Here is a 16656-nt window from a genome sequence, read left to right as displayed (position 1 = left end):
CTATTTCGCGCCGCGCGCCGGCCGCCAGCGGCCGGCCGCGGCATCGTCGCTCGCCTTGGCGGCGACCCAATCGCCGGGCCCCGCATCCCGGCGATGCTCCTTCTTCCAGAACGGCGCGCGCGTCTTCAGAAAGTCCATCAGGAAGGAGGCCGCCTCGAACGCCGCCTCCCGGTGCGCGGAAGCGGCGAGCACGACGACGATCGGCTCGCCCGGCGCGATTCGGCCGTAACGGTGGATGATCGTGATCGCCGCGACGGGCCACCGCTCGGCCGCCTCACGGGCGATCGCGCCGATCGCCTCTTCGGCCATGCCCGGATAGTGCTCGAGCTCCAGCGCTTCGAGCGTGCCGCCCTCGTCCCGGCAGAGGCCGACGAAGGAGACGAGCGCGCCGAGATCCTTGCGCCCTTCGGTCATTCTCCGCGCTTCCGCCGCGGCGTCGAACGGCTCCGGCTGCACGCGGATCGCGGGCTTCCATTCCGGCACGCCGGTCAGCCTCCCGTCATGGGCGGAAAGAAGGCGACCTCGCGCGCGCCGGCGAGCGGGGTGTCGTGGTCGACATGTTCGAGGTCGATCGCGGCGCGGATCACGTCAGGTTCGGCGAAGGCGGCGGCGTGACCCTCGTCGCGGCCGGCGAGCCAGGCGATGAGGTCGCGCACGCTCGCGATCCCCTCCGGAAGCTCGATCGTCTCCTCCGGGCTGCCGACGCGTTCGCGGACCCAGGCGAAATAGCGGATGCGCATGCCTACTCCTGGACGATGTGGCGGAGGCCGGCGCGGAAATAGTCGTAGCCCGTATAGAGCGTGACGATCGCGGCGGCCCAGAAGAAGGTGAGGCCGAGATCGATGATATATCCGCTCTTCGCGCCCTGCAGCGCGGGGGCCACGAGAAGTGCGGCGATCGCCACGAGCTGCATCGTGGTCTTCCACTTGGCGAGCTTGGTGACCGGCACGCTGACGCGGAGCTCCGCGAGGAACTCCCGCAGGCCCGACACGAAGATCTCGCGCATCAGCACGATGATGGCGGCCCATATCGAGAGCCCCGCCAGCATGCCGTTCGCGACGAGCACCAGGATCGAGACCGCCACGAGCAGCTTGTCGGCGATCGGATCGAGCATGCGCCCGAGCACCGACTGCTGCTCCCAGGCGCGGGCGAGATAGCCGTCGACGTAATCGGTGATGCTCGCCAGGGCGAAGATCGTGAAGGCCATCCAGTGGCCGGCATTGCCTTCCACGAAGAAGGTCGCGCCGACCAGCGGCGCCGCGGCGATCCGCCCGTAGGTGAGGAGGTTGGGCAAGGAGAGAGCGTGCTCGTGGACCTGCTGTCCGCGGCCGGCTTCCTGCATCGGAACCGTCATGCGCGCACCATCATCATCGGGATCGGAGCCGGTCAAGCCCACCCATAGTTTCGTTCGGTGACGACCTCATGTCGGCGTGCGCGGCCGGTTTCGCAACCGGCTGCCTTCCGGCCTCGCTCCGGGCTACCGTTCAGAGCCCTCGTGGAAGTGATCGTAGATGCTTTCGGCGACCGCCTGCGAGATTCCCTTGACCGCCATCAGATCCTCGATGCCCGCGCGGCTCACAGCCTTGGCCGTTCCGAAATGGTGGAGGAGGGCCCGCTTGCGCGTCGGGCCGATGCCGTCGATCTCGTCGAGCGGGTTGGCCTTCATGGCGTTGGCGCGGCGCACGCGGTGGGAGCCGATCGCGAACCGGTGGGCTTCGTCCCTGAGGCGCTGGACGAAATAGAGGACCGGGTCCCGGTGCGGCAGCAGGAAGGGCTCGCGGCCCGGCATGTGGAAGGTCTCGCGCCCGGACTCGCGGTCCCGTCCCTTGGCGATCGAGACGATCGGGAGGTCGGCGATGCCGAGCCCGGCGAGCACGTCCAGGGCGGCGGAAAGCTGGCCCTTGCCGCCGTCGATCACCACGAGGTCCGGCCAGTTGCTCTCGCCCGCTTCGCCGGCCGGGTCCGGCTGGCGCGGCGATTCCTTCAGGAGCCGCGCGAACCGCCGCGTCAGCACTTCGCGCATCATGCCGAAATCGTCGCCCGGCGTGAGGTCCTCCGCCCGGATGTTGAACTTCCGGTAGTGCGACTTCGCGAAGCCCTCCGGGCCCGCGACGATCATCGCGCCGACGGCGTGCGCCCCCATGATGTGGCTGTTGTCGTAGACCTCGATGCGGTTCGGCCGGCGGGGCAGGGCGAAGGCGTCGGCCAGCCCGGCGAGGAGGCGCTCCTGGCTCGACGTTTCGGCGAGCTTGCGGCCGAGCGCCTCGCGGGCATTCGTCAGGGCGTGCTGGACGAGCCGGAGCTTCTCGCCGCGCTTCGGAACGCTGACCTCGACCCTGTGGCCGGCGCGCTCGCGGAGCGCCGCCTCGAGCAGCCCGCGCTCCTCGAAATCCTCCGAGGCGATGACGAGGCGTGGCACGGGCTTGTCGTCGTAGAACTGCGCGATGAAGGACTGCAGGATCTCGCCCGTCTCCATCGACTTGTCGGCGCGCGGGAAGTAGGCGCGGTTGCCCCAGTTCTGGCCGGTGCGGAAGAAGAACACCTGGATGCAGACCATGCCGCCGTCCTGGTGGGCGGCGAACACGTCGGCCTCCTCGATGCCCTGCGGATTGATCTCCTGGTGCGATTCCACGTGCGAAAGGGCGGCGAGCCGGTCCCGGTAGATCGCCGCGCGCTCGAAATCGAGCGCTTCGGATGCCGATTCCATCTGCTGCGCGAGATCGGTCTTCACCTTGCTGCTGGCGCCGGAGAGAAACGCCTTCGCCTCCTCGACGAGCAGGCCGTACGCCTCGAGCGAGATCTCGCCCGTGCAGGGGGCGGAGCAACGCTTGATCTGATGGAGCAGGCAGGGCCGCGTCCGGCTCTCGTAGACGGAATCGGAGCAGGTCCTGATCAGGAACGCCTTCTGGAGGGCGTTGATGGTCCGGCCGACCGCGCCGGCCGAGGCGAACGGGCCGAAATAGCTCCCCTTCTGCCGGCGCGCCCCGCGGTGCTTCAGGATCGCCGGCGCCGCGTGGTCGCCGGTGATCAGGATGTAGGGGAAGGACTTGTCGTCACGGAGCAGGACGTTGAAGCGCGGCCGCAGGCGCTTGATGAGGTTCGCTTCGAGCAGCAGCGCCTCGGTCTCGGTGCGCGTGCGGACGAAGTCCATCGCCGAGGTGGCTGCGATCATCCGCGCGATCCGGTTGTTCTGCCCGCCGATGCGCGTGTAGCTCTGCACGCGCTTCTTCAGGCTGCGCGCCTTCCCGACATAGAGCACGTCGCCCTTGGTGTTCATCATCCGGTAGACGCCGGGCGCGTTGGGCAAGGTGCGGACGGCGGCGGCGATCGCGTCCGGGCCGGGCGCGGCCGCGGCCTCGGCCGGCTCCCAGGCGATCCCGGCTCCGGCCGCTGCGATCGTTCCGTCGATTTCCTTCGGGGCTTCCATCGTTCTCTTGGCGCTGCCCTGGTCGGGCGCCGGCCGTCCGGTCAGTGCCGGCGGTCCGCCTCGCGTTCGTCCTGATCGTCGGGAAAGGGCCCGCCGGCATGCGGGAACCTGCCTATGGCATTTAGTCGGCCGGTTCGGATTCGTCCACCCGGCGCGGCGGCGGCCGGATCTCCGCGGCCGGCGTCGCCTTGAGCGCCAGGAGGAACCGCTCGATCCGCTTCCGCTTCGCCCGCGCGTGCTCGAAGGCGTAGCGGGCACCGACCCGCCCGCCGGTGACGTGGCGTCGGAAAAGGTAGTAGCGCAGGAACTGGGCCGGCAGCTCGGTCAGCAGCCGCGTCCGGAGAAAGAGGGTCGAGCGTCCGGGCACCTTCTCGTGGACCTGCAGCGCGGCATAGCCTTCGAGCTTGTCCCGGATGTGGTCCATGCTGCGAAAGGAATAGTGCCAGACGGCGCCCGGCAGGACCGCGCTCGGGAGCTTGCCGCCGACGACGCGGTCGTCCGTGAGGCTCGGGGAGTAGCGCGCCCGCCGCCGGTCGTAGAGCCGCACGGGGGCGATCGTGTCGGCCAGCGGCCGCGGCCGGGTCCGGCCGGGATAGACCGTCTTGATCCTGATCCGGTAGAGCGCGAGCGGCGGCGGGCCGGCGGAGAAGAGCGCCGCGATGGCGCCGGCCAGCCGCGGCTGGACCACTTCGTCCGCGTCGAGGTTGAGGAGCCAGTCGTGCCGGCATTGCTCCTCGGCGAAGCGCTTCTGCGGCCCGTACCCCACCCAGTCGTTCCGGATCACCCTGGCGCCGAAGCGCGCGGCGACCGCGACCGTGTCGTCCGTGGAGCCGGAATCGACGACGACGATGTCGTCGCTCAGGTGGCGGACGGCGGCGAGCGTCCTGCCCAGCCGGTCGCCTTCGTTACGGGTGATGATGAAGATGGAGATGGGCAGCGGCAATGGCGGAACCGGCTTCCTGGCTTCAAACGGGATTTCGTGTGCCGTCTAACGGTTTGTTGCGGCAGCGCAACAGAGCCCGCATTCCCGAGCATGGTCACGTTTCTGCCCTGGTCTCGACGGCCTCGGCTCACAATCTAGATACAGGTTCCCGGGATGGAACACAGCGCCTTCCGGTCGCATTCGTTCGCGATCACCCGGGCATTAGGAGGTTTGGTATGCGTATTCGTGCTCTCGTGACGGCTGCTGCCCTTTCTGCGGTTGCCGCTCCGGCCCTCGCGGCCGACCTGGGCACCCCCGAGCCCGTTCCGCCGGCTCCGGCCGTCATGCCTGTCGCGGCACCGGCGCCGACCTGGTCGGGCTTCTATATCGGTGCCCTGCTTGGATATACCTGGGGCGACAGCGACACCAACGCGGTCGGGAACGTCGATTCCGATGGCATCGACGGCGGTGCGTATGCCGGCGCCAACTACCAGTTCGATCAGTTTGTGGTCGGCGTCGAAGGCGATGTCCTCGCCTCGGGCGTGAAGGACGACAATGGCGGGCTCGGCGTCGAGCAGGGCTGGAACGGGTCGCTCCGTGCGCGCGCCGGCATCGCCCTCGACAACTTCCTGCTTTACGGCACCGGCGGTGCGGCCGTGACGAATGTCGAGCTGAAGAGCGGCGGCGCGAGCCAGGACAAGACCCTGTGGGGCTGGACCGCGGGTGTCGGCGCCGAGGCGCTCGTCACCGACAACATCACGGCGCGGGTCGAGTACCGCTACGCCGACTACGAGAACAAGACGTTCAACCTCGGCGGGCCGGCGAGGAGCGATCTCAGCACGCATTCGGTGCGGGCCGGCGTCGGCTTCAAGTTCTAAGCTAGTCCCTCCCAAGCGGACCACCTGAGGGCCCGGGTCGACGACCCGGGCCCTTTCCTTGCGGGCAGCCCGGCTCCCGGCCGGCACGCGCCGCGAAGCCTCATTGCGGCGGATAGACGATCGGCCAGTCCGCGACGGCGCGGCCCCGGCAGTCCGGCTCCGCGGCGAAGCGGTCGAGCCGGTAGGCGTAGTCCGCCCAGGTCCATTCCGCATAGGTCCCGCAGTCGCCCTTCGGCGCGGCCTTGAAGCGGGCGCGGAGCCGCGGGCCCTCGATCTCGATGTTGTAGAGGAGATCGGTTCCCGTCCAGCCGTGGTCCGGCGTCCAGGTCGCGAATTTCAGGACCTCGAGGCCGCCGACTTCGCCGCTTTCCCGCACATAGAGCCGGTAGGTCGTGTTCGGACCGCTCGCCGTGCAGGGCACGGCGAAGAGGGTCGCGGTCGGGCTCAGGGTCGATACGAGGCCCGGAATCCGCTTCATGTGCTCCGAGCCGGGATCCTCGCAGCCCGATTCGGCATGCTTCGCGAGCACCATTCCGATCGTGGAATCGGGCGGGATGCCGCCCGCTTCCGCCGGAGCGCCGGTGCCCTCCTGCGCGCCGGCCGCGCCGCCGGCGAGCGCCAGCGCAAGCAGGGCCGCAGGGAGCCTGGGCGACAGGGGCGATGTTCCGGGCATGTCCGCTTCACCTCGCTGCTGGGACTTGAAGGCGGCGAGAGGAGCATCCCTTTTCGTCGACCTCCGGGCAACGCCGGAAGGCGAGATCGCGCGTCATGCAGATCCGCACTTCGGAGAGCCGGCCGCTCGCGCAGGCGACGGCGATGCCGCGCTCGCTCATGCCCGCATTCTCGGCGACGAACATCTGCTCGATCGCGCGTGCCGAGAGGCGCAGGGCAGGGGCCGGGCGGGCGAGGGCGGGCGGGATCCGGATGCGGTTCCATGCCGCGCGCAACGCTGCGAAATAGCCGTCCCGGTCGAGCCCGCTGCAGCGCCCGTGCTTGCGCCACTGCCACGCCGCGGCGTCCGGGTCGGGGATCAGATCGGCGACGCTGCGTGCGAGCCCGGGCGGCACGCGGACGGGTTCGTCCGAGTCGCAGAATTCCGGGTATCCGTTCTCGTATTGCGGCCAGAGACCGTGGACCGCGAAGCCGCGCTCCCCGTCGTCGCAGCCCGGATTGCGGTCCTCCCGGGCCGAGGCGCAGAAGGTCGGGTGCCAGGACAGCGCGAGGACGTAGAAGTCGAATGCGCCCGCGCGGCCTCCGGCCGAGAGCGGCCCGCCGGAGATCGCAAGGAGGATGGCGGCCAGGAGCGGGAGGGCCGCGCGCCTCAACGGACGGTTCGGCAGGCCGCGTCGTGCACGTGCCACGGATCGAGGCCGAGGACGCAATAGTCGACCCCGCGCCCGATCGAGGCGAGACCCTGCTGGATCTCGATCGTGTAGTAGACGGTGCGCGTCGTGCCGTCCGTCATCAGCGCGGTCGCCTCGCAGAACTGCGTCGGGATCGTCCGGAACGCCCGGTAGGCGTCGGGCCGCTCGCGCGGATAGTCGAGCCGGGAGATCACGTATCCGCGGTGCCAGGTGGCCTGCTCGGCCCAGGCGAAGCGATCCATGATTGTGCCGGCCACTTTCGCGTCGGCGCAGGGGCTCGGGGCGGCGATGGCGGCCGGGGCCGGCGCGACCGCGACCGCGAGATCGGCGGCGAGCGCCGGGAGAGGCGCGGACAGCGCGGCAGCGGCGAGCAGAAATTGAAGTCGCATCGGGTCCTCCGTGGCGCGCCGAGAATGAAGCGGGCGCGAGCCGAAATCAAGGAAAGGGAACCGCCGGCGCGGCGGCTTCAGAGCCGGCGCGAATCGACGGGCCTTGCCAAAACAGTCCGGTACTGAGACGATTTTGGAGCGGCAGGGCTCGCGGCACGGCGGCCGCGGGAACGCCGCACCAGCGACGGAGATCCTCAGCCCCGGCGGGGCCAGAGACGCCCGCCCGGGGTGCACGGGGGCACCAGGGAGGCAGCATGTCCGATAGCGCACGCACGAGCGGTCCGAGATGCATCGCGATCGTCGGGCCCTTCGCGAGTGGCAAGACGACGCTGCTCGAGGAGATCCTGGCGCGCAACGGCGTCGTGGAGAGGCCTGGCTCCGTGACGGCGGGCAACACCGTCGGCGACGGCTCGCGCGAGGCACGCCTCCACGCCATGAGCGTCGAGTGCAACGTGGCCGATTCCGCCTTCATGGGCGACGACTACACCTTCATCGACTGCCCGGGCTCGGTCGAGTTCGGCTTCGAGATGGAGCCCGTGCTCGCGGCGGTCGATGCCGCCATCGTGGTTGCCGAGCCGGACGAGAAGAAGATCCCGGCGCTGCAGGTGATCCTGCGCGGGCTCGAGGAGCGCGGCATTCCGCGGCTCCTCTTCCTCAACAAGATCGACAGGGCCACGCTGCGGGTGCGCGAGGCGCTGTCGCTCCTGCAGCCGGCCTCCCGCACGCCGCTCGTCCTCCGCCAGATCCCGATCTGGAAGGACGGCATCGCCACCGGGTTCATCGACCTCGCGCTCGATCGGGCCTTCGTCTACCGCGAGCACGCGCCGAGCGAGGTGATCTCGGTCGCAGGCGTCGACGAGGCGCGCCGCAAGGAGGCGCGCTTCACCATGCTCGAGACGCTCGCCGACCATGACGATGCGCTCATGGAGCAGCTCCTGGAGGAGATCGAGCCGCCCCGGGACGCGATCTTCGGCGATCTCGTCCGCGAGATGCGCGACGGCGTGATCGTGCCCGTCTTCATCGGCTCGGCGCAGAACGGCAACGGCATCATGCGCCTTCTGAAGGCGCTCCGGCACGAGACGCCCGGCATCGCCGAGACCTGCCGCCGGCTCGGGCTCGAGGAGGCCGCGGGCCCGGTCGTTCAGGTCATGAAGACGATCCACACCACCCATGGCGGCAAGCTCTCCCTCGCCCGCGTGCTGGCGGGGCGGGTCGAGGACGGGACCGAACTCGTGACGCCGCGCGGCGAGATTTGCAAGGTCGGCGGCGTCCAGCGTCTCGTCGGGACGAAGGTCACCAAGCGCGGCGCGGCCGAAAGGGGCGACACCGTTGCGCTCGGGAAGCTGGACGCCGCCCGGACCGGCGATACGCTCGCCGGGCGCGGCGCGGCGGTGCCGGCGCTCGCGGTGCCGGAGCCCCAGCAGCCGGTCCTGCAGAAGGTCGTGAAGCTTTCGGAGCGGAAGGACGAGGTCAAGCTCTCGGCGGCGCTCGCACGCATGTCGGAGGAGGACCCCTCTCTCGTCGTCACCCACCGGCAGGATACCGGCGAGACCTTGCTGGGGGGCCAGGGCGAGATGCATCTTCGCGTCGCCGTCGAGCGGCTCGCCAGCAAATACGGGCTCGGCATCGATGTCCGCGGCGCGACCGTCGCCTATCGCGAGACGATCCGCGGCTCGGTCACGAAGCGGGGCCGGCACAAGAAGCAGAGCGGCGGGCACGGCCAGTTCGGCGACGTCGTGCTCGAGCTGGCCCCGCTGCCGCGCGGCTCCGGAATCGTGTTCACGAGCGCCATCACCGGCGGCGTGGTTCCGAAGCAGTACGTTCCCGCGGTGGAGGCGGGCGTGCGGGAGGCGCTGCAGAACGGACCGCTCGGCGGCTTCCCGGTCGTCGACGTCGCGGTGAAGCTCACCGACGGCTCGGCCCACCCGGTCGATTCCTCCGACCAGGCCTTCCGCATGGCCGCCATCCTCGGCATCCGCGAGGCGCTTCCCGATGCGCAGCCCGTGCTGCTCGAGCCGGTGCTCAGGGTCTCCGTGGCCGTGCCGAGCGAGGCGACCGCGAAGGTGAACGCGATCGTCTCGAGCCGGCGGGGGCAGCTGATGGGCTACGACGCGCGGCCGGGCTGGGCCGGCTGGGACGTCGTGGAGGCGCTGATCCCGGAAGCCGAGATGGCCGATCTCATCATCGAGCTGCGCTCCGCCACGGCCGGCGTTGGAACCTTCACGACGGCGTTCGACCATCTCGCCGAGGTGCAGGGCCGGCTTGCCGACGACGTCCTGGCGCATGCCGGCAGGAAGGCGGCCTGACCGGCCGCAGGCATCGCGCCCGCCGGAGGAATCGGTTCAATAGTTCCAGCGGCGCGCGTTCGAGAGCAGGAAGTCCCTGAAGGCCGTCACGCGGGCGGAATCCTTCAGCTCGGCCGGGTAGACGAAATAGGTGTCGAAGCTCGGCACCTCCGCATCCGGCATGACGGTGACGAGGGTGGAGCCCGGATTGATGATGTAGTCGGGCAGCACCGCGATGCCGAGCCCGCGCTCCACGGCGCGCTTGATGGCGACGAGATTGTTCACGGAGAACACGACGGTGCGCGGATTGGACGGATCGCGCCCCGTGATGGCCAGCCGGTTCATCTCCCTCAGATAGGTCGGCGCATTCTCGCCGAAGGTGATGATGCGGTGCTCGTCGAGGTCCTCGGCGGTTTTCGGCTGGCCGAAGCGCTTCAGATAGTCCGGCGACGCATAGACGTGGAAGTGCACGGTGAAGAGCCGGCGCTGGATGAAGTCGGGCTGGGTCGGCGCCCGCAGCCTGATCGCCACGTCCGCCTGCCGCATCGTCAGGTCGAGCTCCGTGTCGTCGAGGATGAGCTGGAGCGATATCGCGGGATAGAGGTCCAGGAATTCGTTCACGCGCGAGGCGAGCCAGGTCGAGCCGAGGCCGACCGTCGTCGTCACCCGCAGCACGCCGCCGGGCTGCCCGCGTGAATCCTGCAGCCGGGCCCGCACCGCCTCGAGCTTCATCGTCACGTCCTGGGCGGTCCGCATCAGGAGCTCGCCCTCCTCGGTGAGGATCAGGCCGCGGGCGTGCCGGTGGAAGAGCGGCGTGCCGAGCTCCTGTTCGAGCGCGCTCACCTGCCGGCTCACCGCCGACTGGCTCATGTTGAGCACGTCGCCGGCATGGGTGAACGAGCCGGCCTGCGCGGCCGCGTGAAAAATCCTCAGCTTGTCCCAGTCCATGGAACTCCCCCCTGCAGTTCCGGCCCCGGTGCCCTCCACACCACGGCCGGTCTGCCGCTTCCGGTCGCGCCGTCTATTCCGCGGCGTGCCGCTCGGTTTCGAGCCCCATGAGGTACTTCTCGGCTTCGAGCGCCGCCATGCAGCCGAGTCCCGCCGCCGTGACGGCCTGCCGGAAGACGTCGTCGGTGACGTCGCCGGCGGCGAACACGCCGGGAATGTTGGTCGCCGTCGAATCGGGCGCGGTCCAGAGATAGCCGTTCGGTTTGAGGCGCAGCTGGTCGCGGAAGAGCTCGACCGCCGGCGCATGGCCGATGGCGATGAAGATGCCGTCGACGGAAAGTTCCGAGACCTCGCCGGTCTGGACGTTGCGGAGCTTCGCCCCGGTCACCGCGGGCGGGAACCCGCTCTTGCCGACCACCTCGTCGAGCACGGTGTTCCAGAGGACCGTGACGTTCTGCATGGCCGCGAGGCGCTCCTCCAGGATGCGTTCGGCCCGGAAGCGGTCGCGCCGGTGCACGATCGTCACATGCGCGGCGATATTGGCGAGATAGAGTGCCTCCTCGACGGCCGTGTTGCCGCCGCCCACGACGAGGACGGATTTCCCCTTGTAGAAGAAGCCGTCGCAGGTGGCGCAGGCCGACACGCCGAAGCCCTTGAACCGCTCCTCCGATGGCACGCCGAGCCAACGCGCCTGGGCGCCGGTCGCCACGACCACGGCGTCCGCCGTCCAGGTGTCGCCGCTGTCGAGCTTCACCCGGAACGGGTTCGTGCGGAGGTCGGCCTCCACCACCGTGTCGCTGACCATCCGGGTTCCGACATGTTCGGCCTGGAGCCGCATCTGCTCCATCAGCCAGGGACCCTGGATCACGTCCGCGAAGCCTGGATAGTTTTCGACGTCGGTGGTGATGGTGAGCTGGCCGCCGGGCTGCAGCCCGGCGATCAGCACCGGCTCGAGAAGGGCGCGCGCGGCATAGATCGCCGCCGTGTATCCGGCCGGGCCGGACCCGATGATGAGCACACGCGCGTGATGGACGGCAGTCATGGCGGCTTCCGTTTCGAATTCAGGCTCTGAACCTGGAATAGGCGGTGAGCACGCGGGCGGCAAGTTCCGGCGTGGCGTCGACCGGCTCCTGGCGCCCGAAGGCGAGGCCGCCCGCGAGCGGCCGTATCAGCTTCCGCTCTGCGGCGAGATCCAGGAACCGGGCGATCCGGGGATTGAGCGCCGTGGGACGGACGACATGGACCGGGACGCCCGCCGCCAGCGCTTCGCTCACCATGTTGTGGCTGTCGCCGGTCACGACGAGCGCGTCGGAAAGCGCGAGAAGCGCGGGGAGGGGATTCTCGCCTGTGCCGTCCCAGAAGAGCCCGGGACGCCGGCCGGCGACCGCCCGCACGGCAGCCGCGAGCGCCTCCGGCGTACGGCGGGAGGGCGTCGCGACGATGCTGCCGACGGTCGGGAGCGCACGCTCGAGCGCCGCCGCGAGGCCCGCGACATCGGCCTCCGAATAGCGCGTTCCGCGCGCCGGCCCGCCGAGAATGACGCCGAGAAGGGGGCGGGGAAGCGCGCCGAAGGGCGGCGGGGCTCTGCGGATCTCCCGAAGCCGCGCCGCGGAGAACCGGTGCGGGCCGGTCAGCGTCGTGATCACGTTCGGGCCGCGGAGCGCGTCGTGTTCGGGGACCCAGACGAGATCGGCGACAGCGGGGTCGCAGCGCGGATCCTTCAGGAAGACCGTGAACGGCCGCTCGCTTCCGGCCGCGTGGAGCCGTCGGAGCACGGGCACGGCCCGCCGCCCGGTCGCGACCGCAATGTCGGGAAAGGGCGGCGCGAAGCGGGATCCGGGCCGCCGGGGGTCGTCCGCAGGGTCCGGCGGTCCCCAGGGCGCGAGGTAGGACCATGGCCGCCGGGCGCGCACGTCGCGCCGTTCCGCGCGGCCGCCGAGGGCGGCAGCCAGGCCTTCGCTTTGGGCAAGATCGCCGGCCTTGCCGTCCGTCACCACCCAGATCGTCGCCGGTTGCGCCATGAAGCGGGGTCTCGCCTTTCCTGGAGCTCGGACATTCAGGGATTCCCAACTCGCTTAGCCGCGCTCGGACGCTGGCGGAAGGGCCGGTCCGTCCGGAGAAAATGTGCCTAAAATGTGAGCTTATGCCCAAGCCGAGAGCAAATTGCATGGCTGGCATGCGGCAGACCGGATTGCCCGGACGGCTTCCGAAGCGCATCTAGCGTGCAGCTGACGGGCTCGACGGCGCACGGACTTCCTCCCTCCCCACCGTGCGTTATGAGACAGCCAGCTGTTCCCTCCTTGAAGCCCACCGTGCGTCACGCACGCGCGGTGGGCCTCGCTCCCTGCCGGACCCGCCCCCTCGGGTCCGGCATTCTCTCTCCCGGCTTCCGCCCTTCGCTCCCCCCGCTCTATCGCTCCCCGGTGAGCGGCTCCAGCCGCCAGCCGCCCGGAAAGCGCGCCTCGGCATCCGCGAGGCGGGCCTGCAGCGCCGGCAGGATCTGGCGGAGTTCGGCCTCGAGCCTCCAGGGCGGGTTGACGACGAAGATGCCCGAGCCGTTCATCCGCAGCTTGCCGTCGGCGCGGCGGACCGTCAGCTCGATGCGGATCGTCTTCGGCAGGCCGAGCGCGGCCACGCGGCGGGCGAGCGCGTTGGCGTCGGCCTGCGCCTTGACGGGGTACCACGCGAAGACGATCCCGGTCGCGAACCGCCGATGGGATTCCGCGAGCCCGGACAGGAGCTTCGCCGTCTCGTCCGAAGCTTCGTAGGCCGGATCGGCGATGACGATCCCGCGCCGCTCCGGCGGCGGGAGGTTGGCGCGGGCGGCGACCCAGGCGTCCTGGCCGGTGACGCGGATGCGGCGGTCGGCGGCGTAGCGCGCGGCGAGCGTGCCGTGATCCTCCGGATGGAGCTCGTTCAGGATCAGCCGGTCCTGGCTCCGCGTCAGCCTGCGCGCGATTTCCGGCGAGCCCGGATAATGGAGGAGCCGGGCGCCGTCATTGGCCGAGGCGATCGCCTGCCGCCAGGGCAAGAGCAGCGCCTCCACGGCCGGGGCGAGCGCGACCGGCCGCATCGTGCCCTCCGCGTAGAGCCGGCCGACGCCCTCCGTCCATTCTTCCGTGCGCGCGGCGGCAGCGGCGGCGAGATCGTAGAAGCCGGTGCCGGCATGGAGGTCGAGCACGCGGAACGGCGCCGGCTTCGCCTTCAGGTGCTCCAGGATGCGCGCGAGCACGACATGCTTCAGCACGTCCCCGAAATTGCCGGCGTGGAAGGCGTGGCGGTAGTTCACGGCCGGCTCAGGCGCGGAACACGAAATAGGCGCCGGCCGCGATCAGCGCGAAGCCGACGATGTGGTTCACCGTCAGCGCCTCGCGCAGCCAGAACACGGAGAAGCCGGCGAAGACGGTGAGCGTGATCACCTCCTGGATCGTCTTCAGCTCGACCGGCGAGTAGACCGCGATGCCGATCCGATTCGCCGGCACCGCGAGCCAGTATTCGAAGAAGGCGATCCCCCAGCTCACGAGCACCGCGGCCCAGAGCGGCGCCGCCTTGAAGCGGAGATGACCGTACCAGGCGAACGTCATGAAGACGTTCGAGGCGAAGAGGAGCAGGATCGGAGCAAGCTGGGGCCAGGCGAGGCCGGGCGGGACGGCATTCGGGTTCATCGCGTTCGCGGTCTGGGCGGCGGACGCATGCTCCTAGACCAGCGCGCGCCGGCCGGGAAGGGCGAGGCGATGCGCGTCCTTGCGCGCAAGCCGCTTGCCAGCCCGCTTTCGTCAGCCCCGCCCGATGCGGCCGAGATGGGTGTCGCGGAAGCCGGTCGGCTGCTTGAGGCCGAAGCCGAGGGCGCGGTCGATCCCGATATGGGCGGTCCAGATCAGCGCGAGCGTGATGAGCATGCCGTGATTGCCGAACCAGCCGGCCGCGCCGAGAAGGATGGGCGCGGCATAGGTGTGGACGGCATTGTAGCCGACGGCGCCGGCGCCCGGGCCGGCGAGATAGCAGAGCATCGAGAGGTCGGGCACCAGGAAGAGGAGGGCGAAGAGCCACCAGCTCGTGCCGCCGACCGCATAGACGAAGAGCGCGATTGCCGCGATGAAGAGGCCTTCCAGCCTGAGCGGCAGCGTGACGACCCGGCGCGGATGCATGGGGGATCTCCCGTCCTCGGCGGCGCCCCGTCGGCGGCCGGTCGCGGCCGACTGCGTTCCGACCAAGTGCCGATTGCCGCGCGGGCCGGCGGCTGTGCTACCACGGCCGCGGAGAGGACGGAAAGGACCCGGCATGCGCGACGTTCTGGCGGAGCTCGAGGCGCGGCGCGAAACCGCGCGGCAGGGCGGGGGCTTGGCGCGGATCGAGGCGCAGCACCGTCGCGGCAAGTTGACCGCGCGTGAGCGCATCGCGGTCCTCCTCGACGAAAGCTCGTTCGAGGAATTCGGGATGTTCGTGGAGCACCGCTGCGCCGAGTTCGGCATGGAGGAGACGCGGATCCCCGGCGACGGCGTGGTGACCGGCTGGGGCACCATCGGCGGCCGGCCCGTCTACGTCTTCGCCAAGGATTTCACCGTGTTTGGCGGCTCGCTGTCGGAGGCGCATGCGGAGAAGATCCAGAAGGTGCAGGACATGGCGCTCCGCAACCGCGTGCCCATCATCGGGCTCTACGACGCCGGCGGCGCGCGCATCCAGGAGGGCGTGGCGGCGCTCGGCGGCTATGCCGAGGTGTTCCAGCGCAACGTGCTCGCCTCCGGCGTCATCCCGCAGATCTCGGTCATCATGGGGCCCTGCGCCGGCGGCGACGTCTATTCCCCGGCCATGACCGACTTCATCTTCATGGTGCGCGACACGAGCTACATGTTCGTGACCGGGCCCGACGTCGTGAAGACGGTGACGAACGAGACGGTGACGCCGGAGGAGCTCGGCGGCGCCTCCGTGCACACGGTGAAGTCGTCGGTCGCCGACGGCGCCTTCGACGACGACATCGAGGCGCTGCTCGGGATCAGGCGGCTCTTCGCGTTCCTGCCGCTCAGCAACCGCGCCGAGCTTCCCGAGATCCCGGCCGAGCCGGCCGGCGACCGGATCGACCGCTCGCTCGACACGCTGGTGCCGGATTCCGCCAACAGGCCCTACGACATCAAGGAGCTGATCCTTAAGGTCGCCGACGAGGAGGACTTCTTCGAGATCCAGGCCGCGCATGCCGGGAACATCGTGGTGGGCTTCGCCCGGATCGAGGGGCGCACCGTCGGGATGGTCGCCAACCAGCCGATGGTGCTCGCGGGCGTCCTCGACAGCGACGCCTCGCGCAAGGCGGCGCGCTTCGTCCGCTTCTGCGACTGCTTCGGCATCCCGCTCGTCACCTTCGTCGACGTGCCGGGCTTCCTGCCCGGGACCGCGCAGGAATATGGCGGGCTCATCAAGCACGGCGCGAAGCTCCTCTTCGCCTATGCCGAGGCGACCGTCCCGAAGGTCACCGTCATCACGCGCAAGGCGTTCGGCGGCGCCTATGACGTGATGGCGTCGAAGCACCTGCGCGGCGACGTCAACTATGCCTGGCCGACGGCGCAGGTGGCGGTGATGGGCGCCAAGGGCGCGGTCGAGATCATCTACCGCAAGGATCTCGACGACCCCGAGCGGATCGCCGCCCACACCCAGCGCTACGAGGACCGCTTCCTCAACCCCTTCGTGGCGGCCGAACGCGGCTATGTCGACGACGTGATCATGCCGCACTCGACCCGCCGGCGCGTGGCGCGCGCGCTCCGGCTGCTGCGCGGCAAGGAGCTCGCCAATCCCTGGAAGAAGCACGACAACATCCCGCTCTGAGGCGGCCGCATTCCGCTTCGGGCGAGGGCCTCCCGCTCCGCCGGCCGCATGCTGCGTTCCCGTGCTCCGCCCCATCCCTGGTCGTCCTGCCCGGGCTCGACCGGGCATCCACGGCGGCGTCACACGATCGCATCGTGACCGCTCTCTGGATCGCCGGGTCAAGCCCACTGCTGTCCGGTTTAATTTTCTGGACTGGGTGCACGGTGTTGATTCTACTCGTGTTCAGACGTTGGCGCGTCTTCCGGACACGACAGGGGGCAACACCGTGCGGCATCACAATAGCGTTTTCCACGATGTCCTGAAGCAGGTTCCGTGGGGCGTGTTCGAGCGGCTGGTGGAAGAACACGCGGCGGACAAGCACGTGCGGCGGCTGTCGACGAAGAGCCAGTTCATCGCGCTCCTCTACGGGCAGCTTGCCGGGGCGGTGAGCCTGCGCGAGACCGTCGAGGGGCTCGCGAGCCATGCCGCCCGCCTCTACCATGTGGGCGCCAGGCCGGCGGCGCGCTCGACGCTGGCCGACGCCAACGCCCGGCGGCCGAGTGCGGTGTTCGGCGGGCTGTTCGCCGCCATTCTCGCCCAGGCGCAGCGGGGCCTGCGCCGGAAGCTGGGCGAGGCCGTCTACCTGATCG

The 16656-nt window shown here is 70.0% G+C and carries 18 protein-coding genes; 4 read left to right on the top strand and 14 right to left on the bottom strand.

All coding sequences use genetic code 11. From position 1 onward, the window contains the following. The 5 genes from E4O86_RS14115 to E4O86_RS14095 form a co-directional block, all read right to left on the bottom strand. Window positions 1-483, bottom strand: a complete 483-nt coding sequence (locus E4O86_RS14115; protein WP_343039164.1) for a molybdenum cofactor biosynthesis protein MoaE — start codon at window positions 481-483, stop codon at window positions 1-3. Between the two features lie 5 nt (window positions 484-488). After that, window positions 489-740 (bottom strand): molybdopterin converting factor subunit 1, encoded by a 252-nt coding sequence (gene moaD, locus E4O86_RS14110; RefSeq protein WP_161141191.1) that lies wholly within the window; start codon window positions 738-740, stop codon window positions 489-491. A 2-nt stretch (window positions 741-742) separates the two neighbouring features. Continuing rightward, on the bottom strand, window positions 743-1354 hold the full coding sequence (gene pgsA / locus E4O86_RS14105) for a CDP-diacylglycerol--glycerol-3-phosphate 3-phosphatidyltransferase (RefSeq protein ID WP_246206398.1): 612 nt from the start codon (window positions 1352-1354) through the stop codon (window positions 743-745). A gap of 123 nt (window positions 1355-1477) precedes the next feature. Further along, window positions 1478-3427 (bottom strand): excinuclease ABC subunit UvrC, encoded by a 1950-nt coding sequence (gene uvrC / locus E4O86_RS14100; protein ID WP_161141190.1) that lies wholly within the window; start codon window positions 3425-3427, stop codon window positions 1478-1480. A 121-nt stretch (window positions 3428-3548) separates the two neighbouring features. After that, window positions 3549-4370, bottom strand: coding sequence for a glycosyltransferase family 2 protein (locus tag E4O86_RS14095; protein WP_161141189.1), 822 nt, complete (start codon window positions 4368-4370; stop codon window positions 3549-3551). 215 nt (window positions 4371-4585) lie between these two features. Here E4O86_RS14095 and E4O86_RS14090 point away from each other — a divergent pair, with 215 nt between their 5' ends. After that, window positions 4586-5227, top strand: a complete 642-nt coding sequence (locus E4O86_RS14090; protein ID WP_161141188.1) for an outer membrane protein — start codon at window positions 4586-4588, stop codon at window positions 5225-5227. 100 nt (window positions 5228-5327) lie between these two features. Here the strand turns inward: E4O86_RS14090 and E4O86_RS14085 are convergent, their stop codons facing one another. Genes E4O86_RS14085 through E4O86_RS14075 form a run of 3 tightly spaced genes read right to left on the bottom strand, consistent with a single transcriptional unit; the run spans window position 5328 to window position 6980 of the window. Beyond that, window positions 5328-5900 (bottom strand): DUF1176 domain-containing protein, encoded by a 573-nt coding sequence (locus E4O86_RS14085; protein WP_161141187.1) that lies wholly within the window; start codon window positions 5898-5900, stop codon window positions 5328-5330. Between the two features lie 7 nt (window positions 5901-5907). Continuing rightward, a complete protein-coding gene (locus E4O86_RS14080; protein WP_161141186.1) occupies window positions 5908-6552 on the bottom strand; it encodes a ribonuclease T2 family protein in 645 nt (214 codons plus the stop codon). Further along, window positions 6549-6980, bottom strand: coding sequence for a hypothetical protein (locus tag E4O86_RS14075; protein WP_161141185.1), 432 nt, complete (start codon window positions 6978-6980; stop codon window positions 6549-6551). The genes E4O86_RS14080 and E4O86_RS14075 overlap by 4 nt, the downstream gene beginning before the upstream one ends. 254 nt (window positions 6981-7234) lie before the next feature. On the opposite strand from E4O86_RS14075, the gene E4O86_RS14070 reads away from it, so the two are divergent. Then, window positions 7235-9286 (top strand): elongation factor G, encoded by a 2052-nt coding sequence (locus tag E4O86_RS14070; protein ID WP_161141184.1) that lies wholly within the window; start codon window positions 7235-7237, stop codon window positions 9284-9286. A 36-nt stretch (window positions 9287-9322) separates the two neighbouring features. Here E4O86_RS14070 and E4O86_RS14065 read toward each other — a convergent pair whose 3' ends face one another. The 6 genes from E4O86_RS14065 to E4O86_RS14040 all read right to left on the bottom strand — a co-directional run bounded on the left by E4O86_RS14065 (window position 9323) and on the right by E4O86_RS14040 (window position 14361). After that, on the bottom strand, window positions 9323-10213 hold the full coding sequence (locus E4O86_RS14065; protein WP_161141183.1) for a LysR family transcriptional regulator: 891 nt from the start codon (window positions 10211-10213) through the stop codon (window positions 9323-9325). A 73-nt stretch (window positions 10214-10286) separates the two neighbouring features. Continuing rightward, window positions 10287-11255, bottom strand: a complete 969-nt coding sequence (trxB, locus tag E4O86_RS14060) for a thioredoxin-disulfide reductase (protein WP_161141182.1) — start codon at window positions 11253-11255, stop codon at window positions 10287-10289. A 19-nt stretch (window positions 11256-11274) separates the two neighbouring features. After that, the gene (locus tag E4O86_RS14055; protein ID WP_161141181.1) at window positions 11275-12234 is read right to left on the bottom strand and encodes a mitochondrial fission ELM1 family protein; all 960 of its coding nucleotides are present in this window, start codon (window positions 12232-12234) and stop codon (window positions 11275-11277) included. A 389-nt stretch (window positions 12235-12623) separates the two neighbouring features. After that, window positions 12624-13502, bottom strand: a complete 879-nt coding sequence (locus tag E4O86_RS14050) for a 23S rRNA (adenine(2030)-N(6))-methyltransferase RlmJ (RefSeq protein WP_161141180.1) — start codon at window positions 13500-13502, stop codon at window positions 12624-12626. A 7-nt stretch (window positions 13503-13509) separates the two neighbouring features. Then, a complete protein-coding gene (locus E4O86_RS14045) occupies window positions 13510-13878 on the bottom strand; it encodes a DMT family protein (RefSeq protein ID WP_161141179.1) in 369 nt (122 codons plus the stop codon). Window positions 13879-13989: 111 nt separating this feature from the next. Then, a complete protein-coding gene (locus tag E4O86_RS14040; protein WP_161141178.1) occupies window positions 13990-14361 on the bottom strand; it encodes a DUF4260 domain-containing protein in 372 nt (123 codons plus the stop codon). Window positions 14362-14494: 133 nt separating this feature from the next. Here E4O86_RS14040 and E4O86_RS14035 point away from each other — a divergent pair, with 133 nt between their 5' ends. Beyond that, the gene (locus E4O86_RS14035) at window positions 14495-16027 is read left to right on the top strand and encodes an acyl-CoA carboxylase subunit beta (RefSeq protein ID WP_161141177.1); all 1533 of its coding nucleotides are present in this window, start codon (window positions 14495-14497) and stop codon (window positions 16025-16027) included. Between the two features lie 265 nt (window positions 16028-16292). After that, on the top strand, window positions 16293-16656 hold a 364-nt coding region (locus E4O86_RS14030; protein WP_161141176.1), incomplete at its 3' end, for a DUF4372 domain-containing protein.

The organism is Propylenella binzhouense, assembly GCF_009866965.1.
Classification (GTDB): Bacteria; Pseudomonadota; Alphaproteobacteria; order Rhizobiales; family Afifellaceae; genus Propylenella; species Propylenella binzhouense.
This window is presented reverse-complemented; position numbering and strand designations above follow the sequence as displayed.

Coding starts and splice junctions, on each gene's coding strand:
- E4O86_RS14090 (WP_161141188.1), top strand. CDS start 4,586: ATGCGTATTCGTGCTCTCGTGACGGCTGCTGCCCTTTCTGCGGTTGCC.
- E4O86_RS14040 (WP_161141178.1), bottom strand. CDS start 14,361: ATGCATCCGCGCCGGGTCGTCACGCTGCCGCTCAGGCTGGAAGGCCTC.
- E4O86_RS14055 (WP_161141181.1), bottom strand. CDS start 12,234: ATGGCGCAACCGGCGACGATCTGGGTGGTGACGGACGGCAAGGCCGGC.
- trxB (WP_161141182.1), bottom strand. CDS start 11,255: ATGACTGCCGTCCATCACGCGCGTGTGCTCATCATCGGGTCCGGCCCG.
- E4O86_RS14035 (WP_161141177.1), top strand. CDS start 14,495: ATGCGCGACGTTCTGGCGGAGCTCGAGGCGCGGCGCGAAACCGCGCGG.
- uvrC (WP_161141190.1), bottom strand. CDS start 3,427: ATGGAAGCCCCGAAGGAAATCGACGGAACGATCGCAGCGGCCGGAGCC.
- pgsA (WP_246206398.1), bottom strand. CDS start 1,354: ATGACGGTTCCGATGCAGGAAGCCGGCCGCGGACAGCAGGTCCACGAG.
- E4O86_RS14085 (WP_161141187.1), bottom strand. CDS start 5,900: ATGCCCGGAACATCGCCCCTGTCGCCCAGGCTCCCTGCGGCCCTGCTT.
- E4O86_RS14065 (WP_161141183.1), bottom strand. CDS start 10,213: ATGGACTGGGACAAGCTGAGGATTTTTCACGCGGCCGCGCAGGCCGGC.
- E4O86_RS14045 (WP_161141179.1), bottom strand. CDS start 13,878: ATGAACCCGAATGCCGTCCCGCCCGGCCTCGCCTGGCCCCAGCTTGCT.
- E4O86_RS14075 (WP_161141185.1), bottom strand. CDS start 6,980: ATGCGACTTCAATTTCTGCTCGCCGCTGCCGCGCTGTCCGCGCCTCTC.
- moaD (WP_161141191.1), bottom strand. CDS start 740: ATGCGCATCCGCTATTTCGCCTGGGTCCGCGAACGCGTCGGCAGCCCG.
- E4O86_RS14070 (WP_161141184.1), top strand. CDS start 7,235: ATGTCCGATAGCGCACGCACGAGCGGTCCGAGATGCATCGCGATCGTC.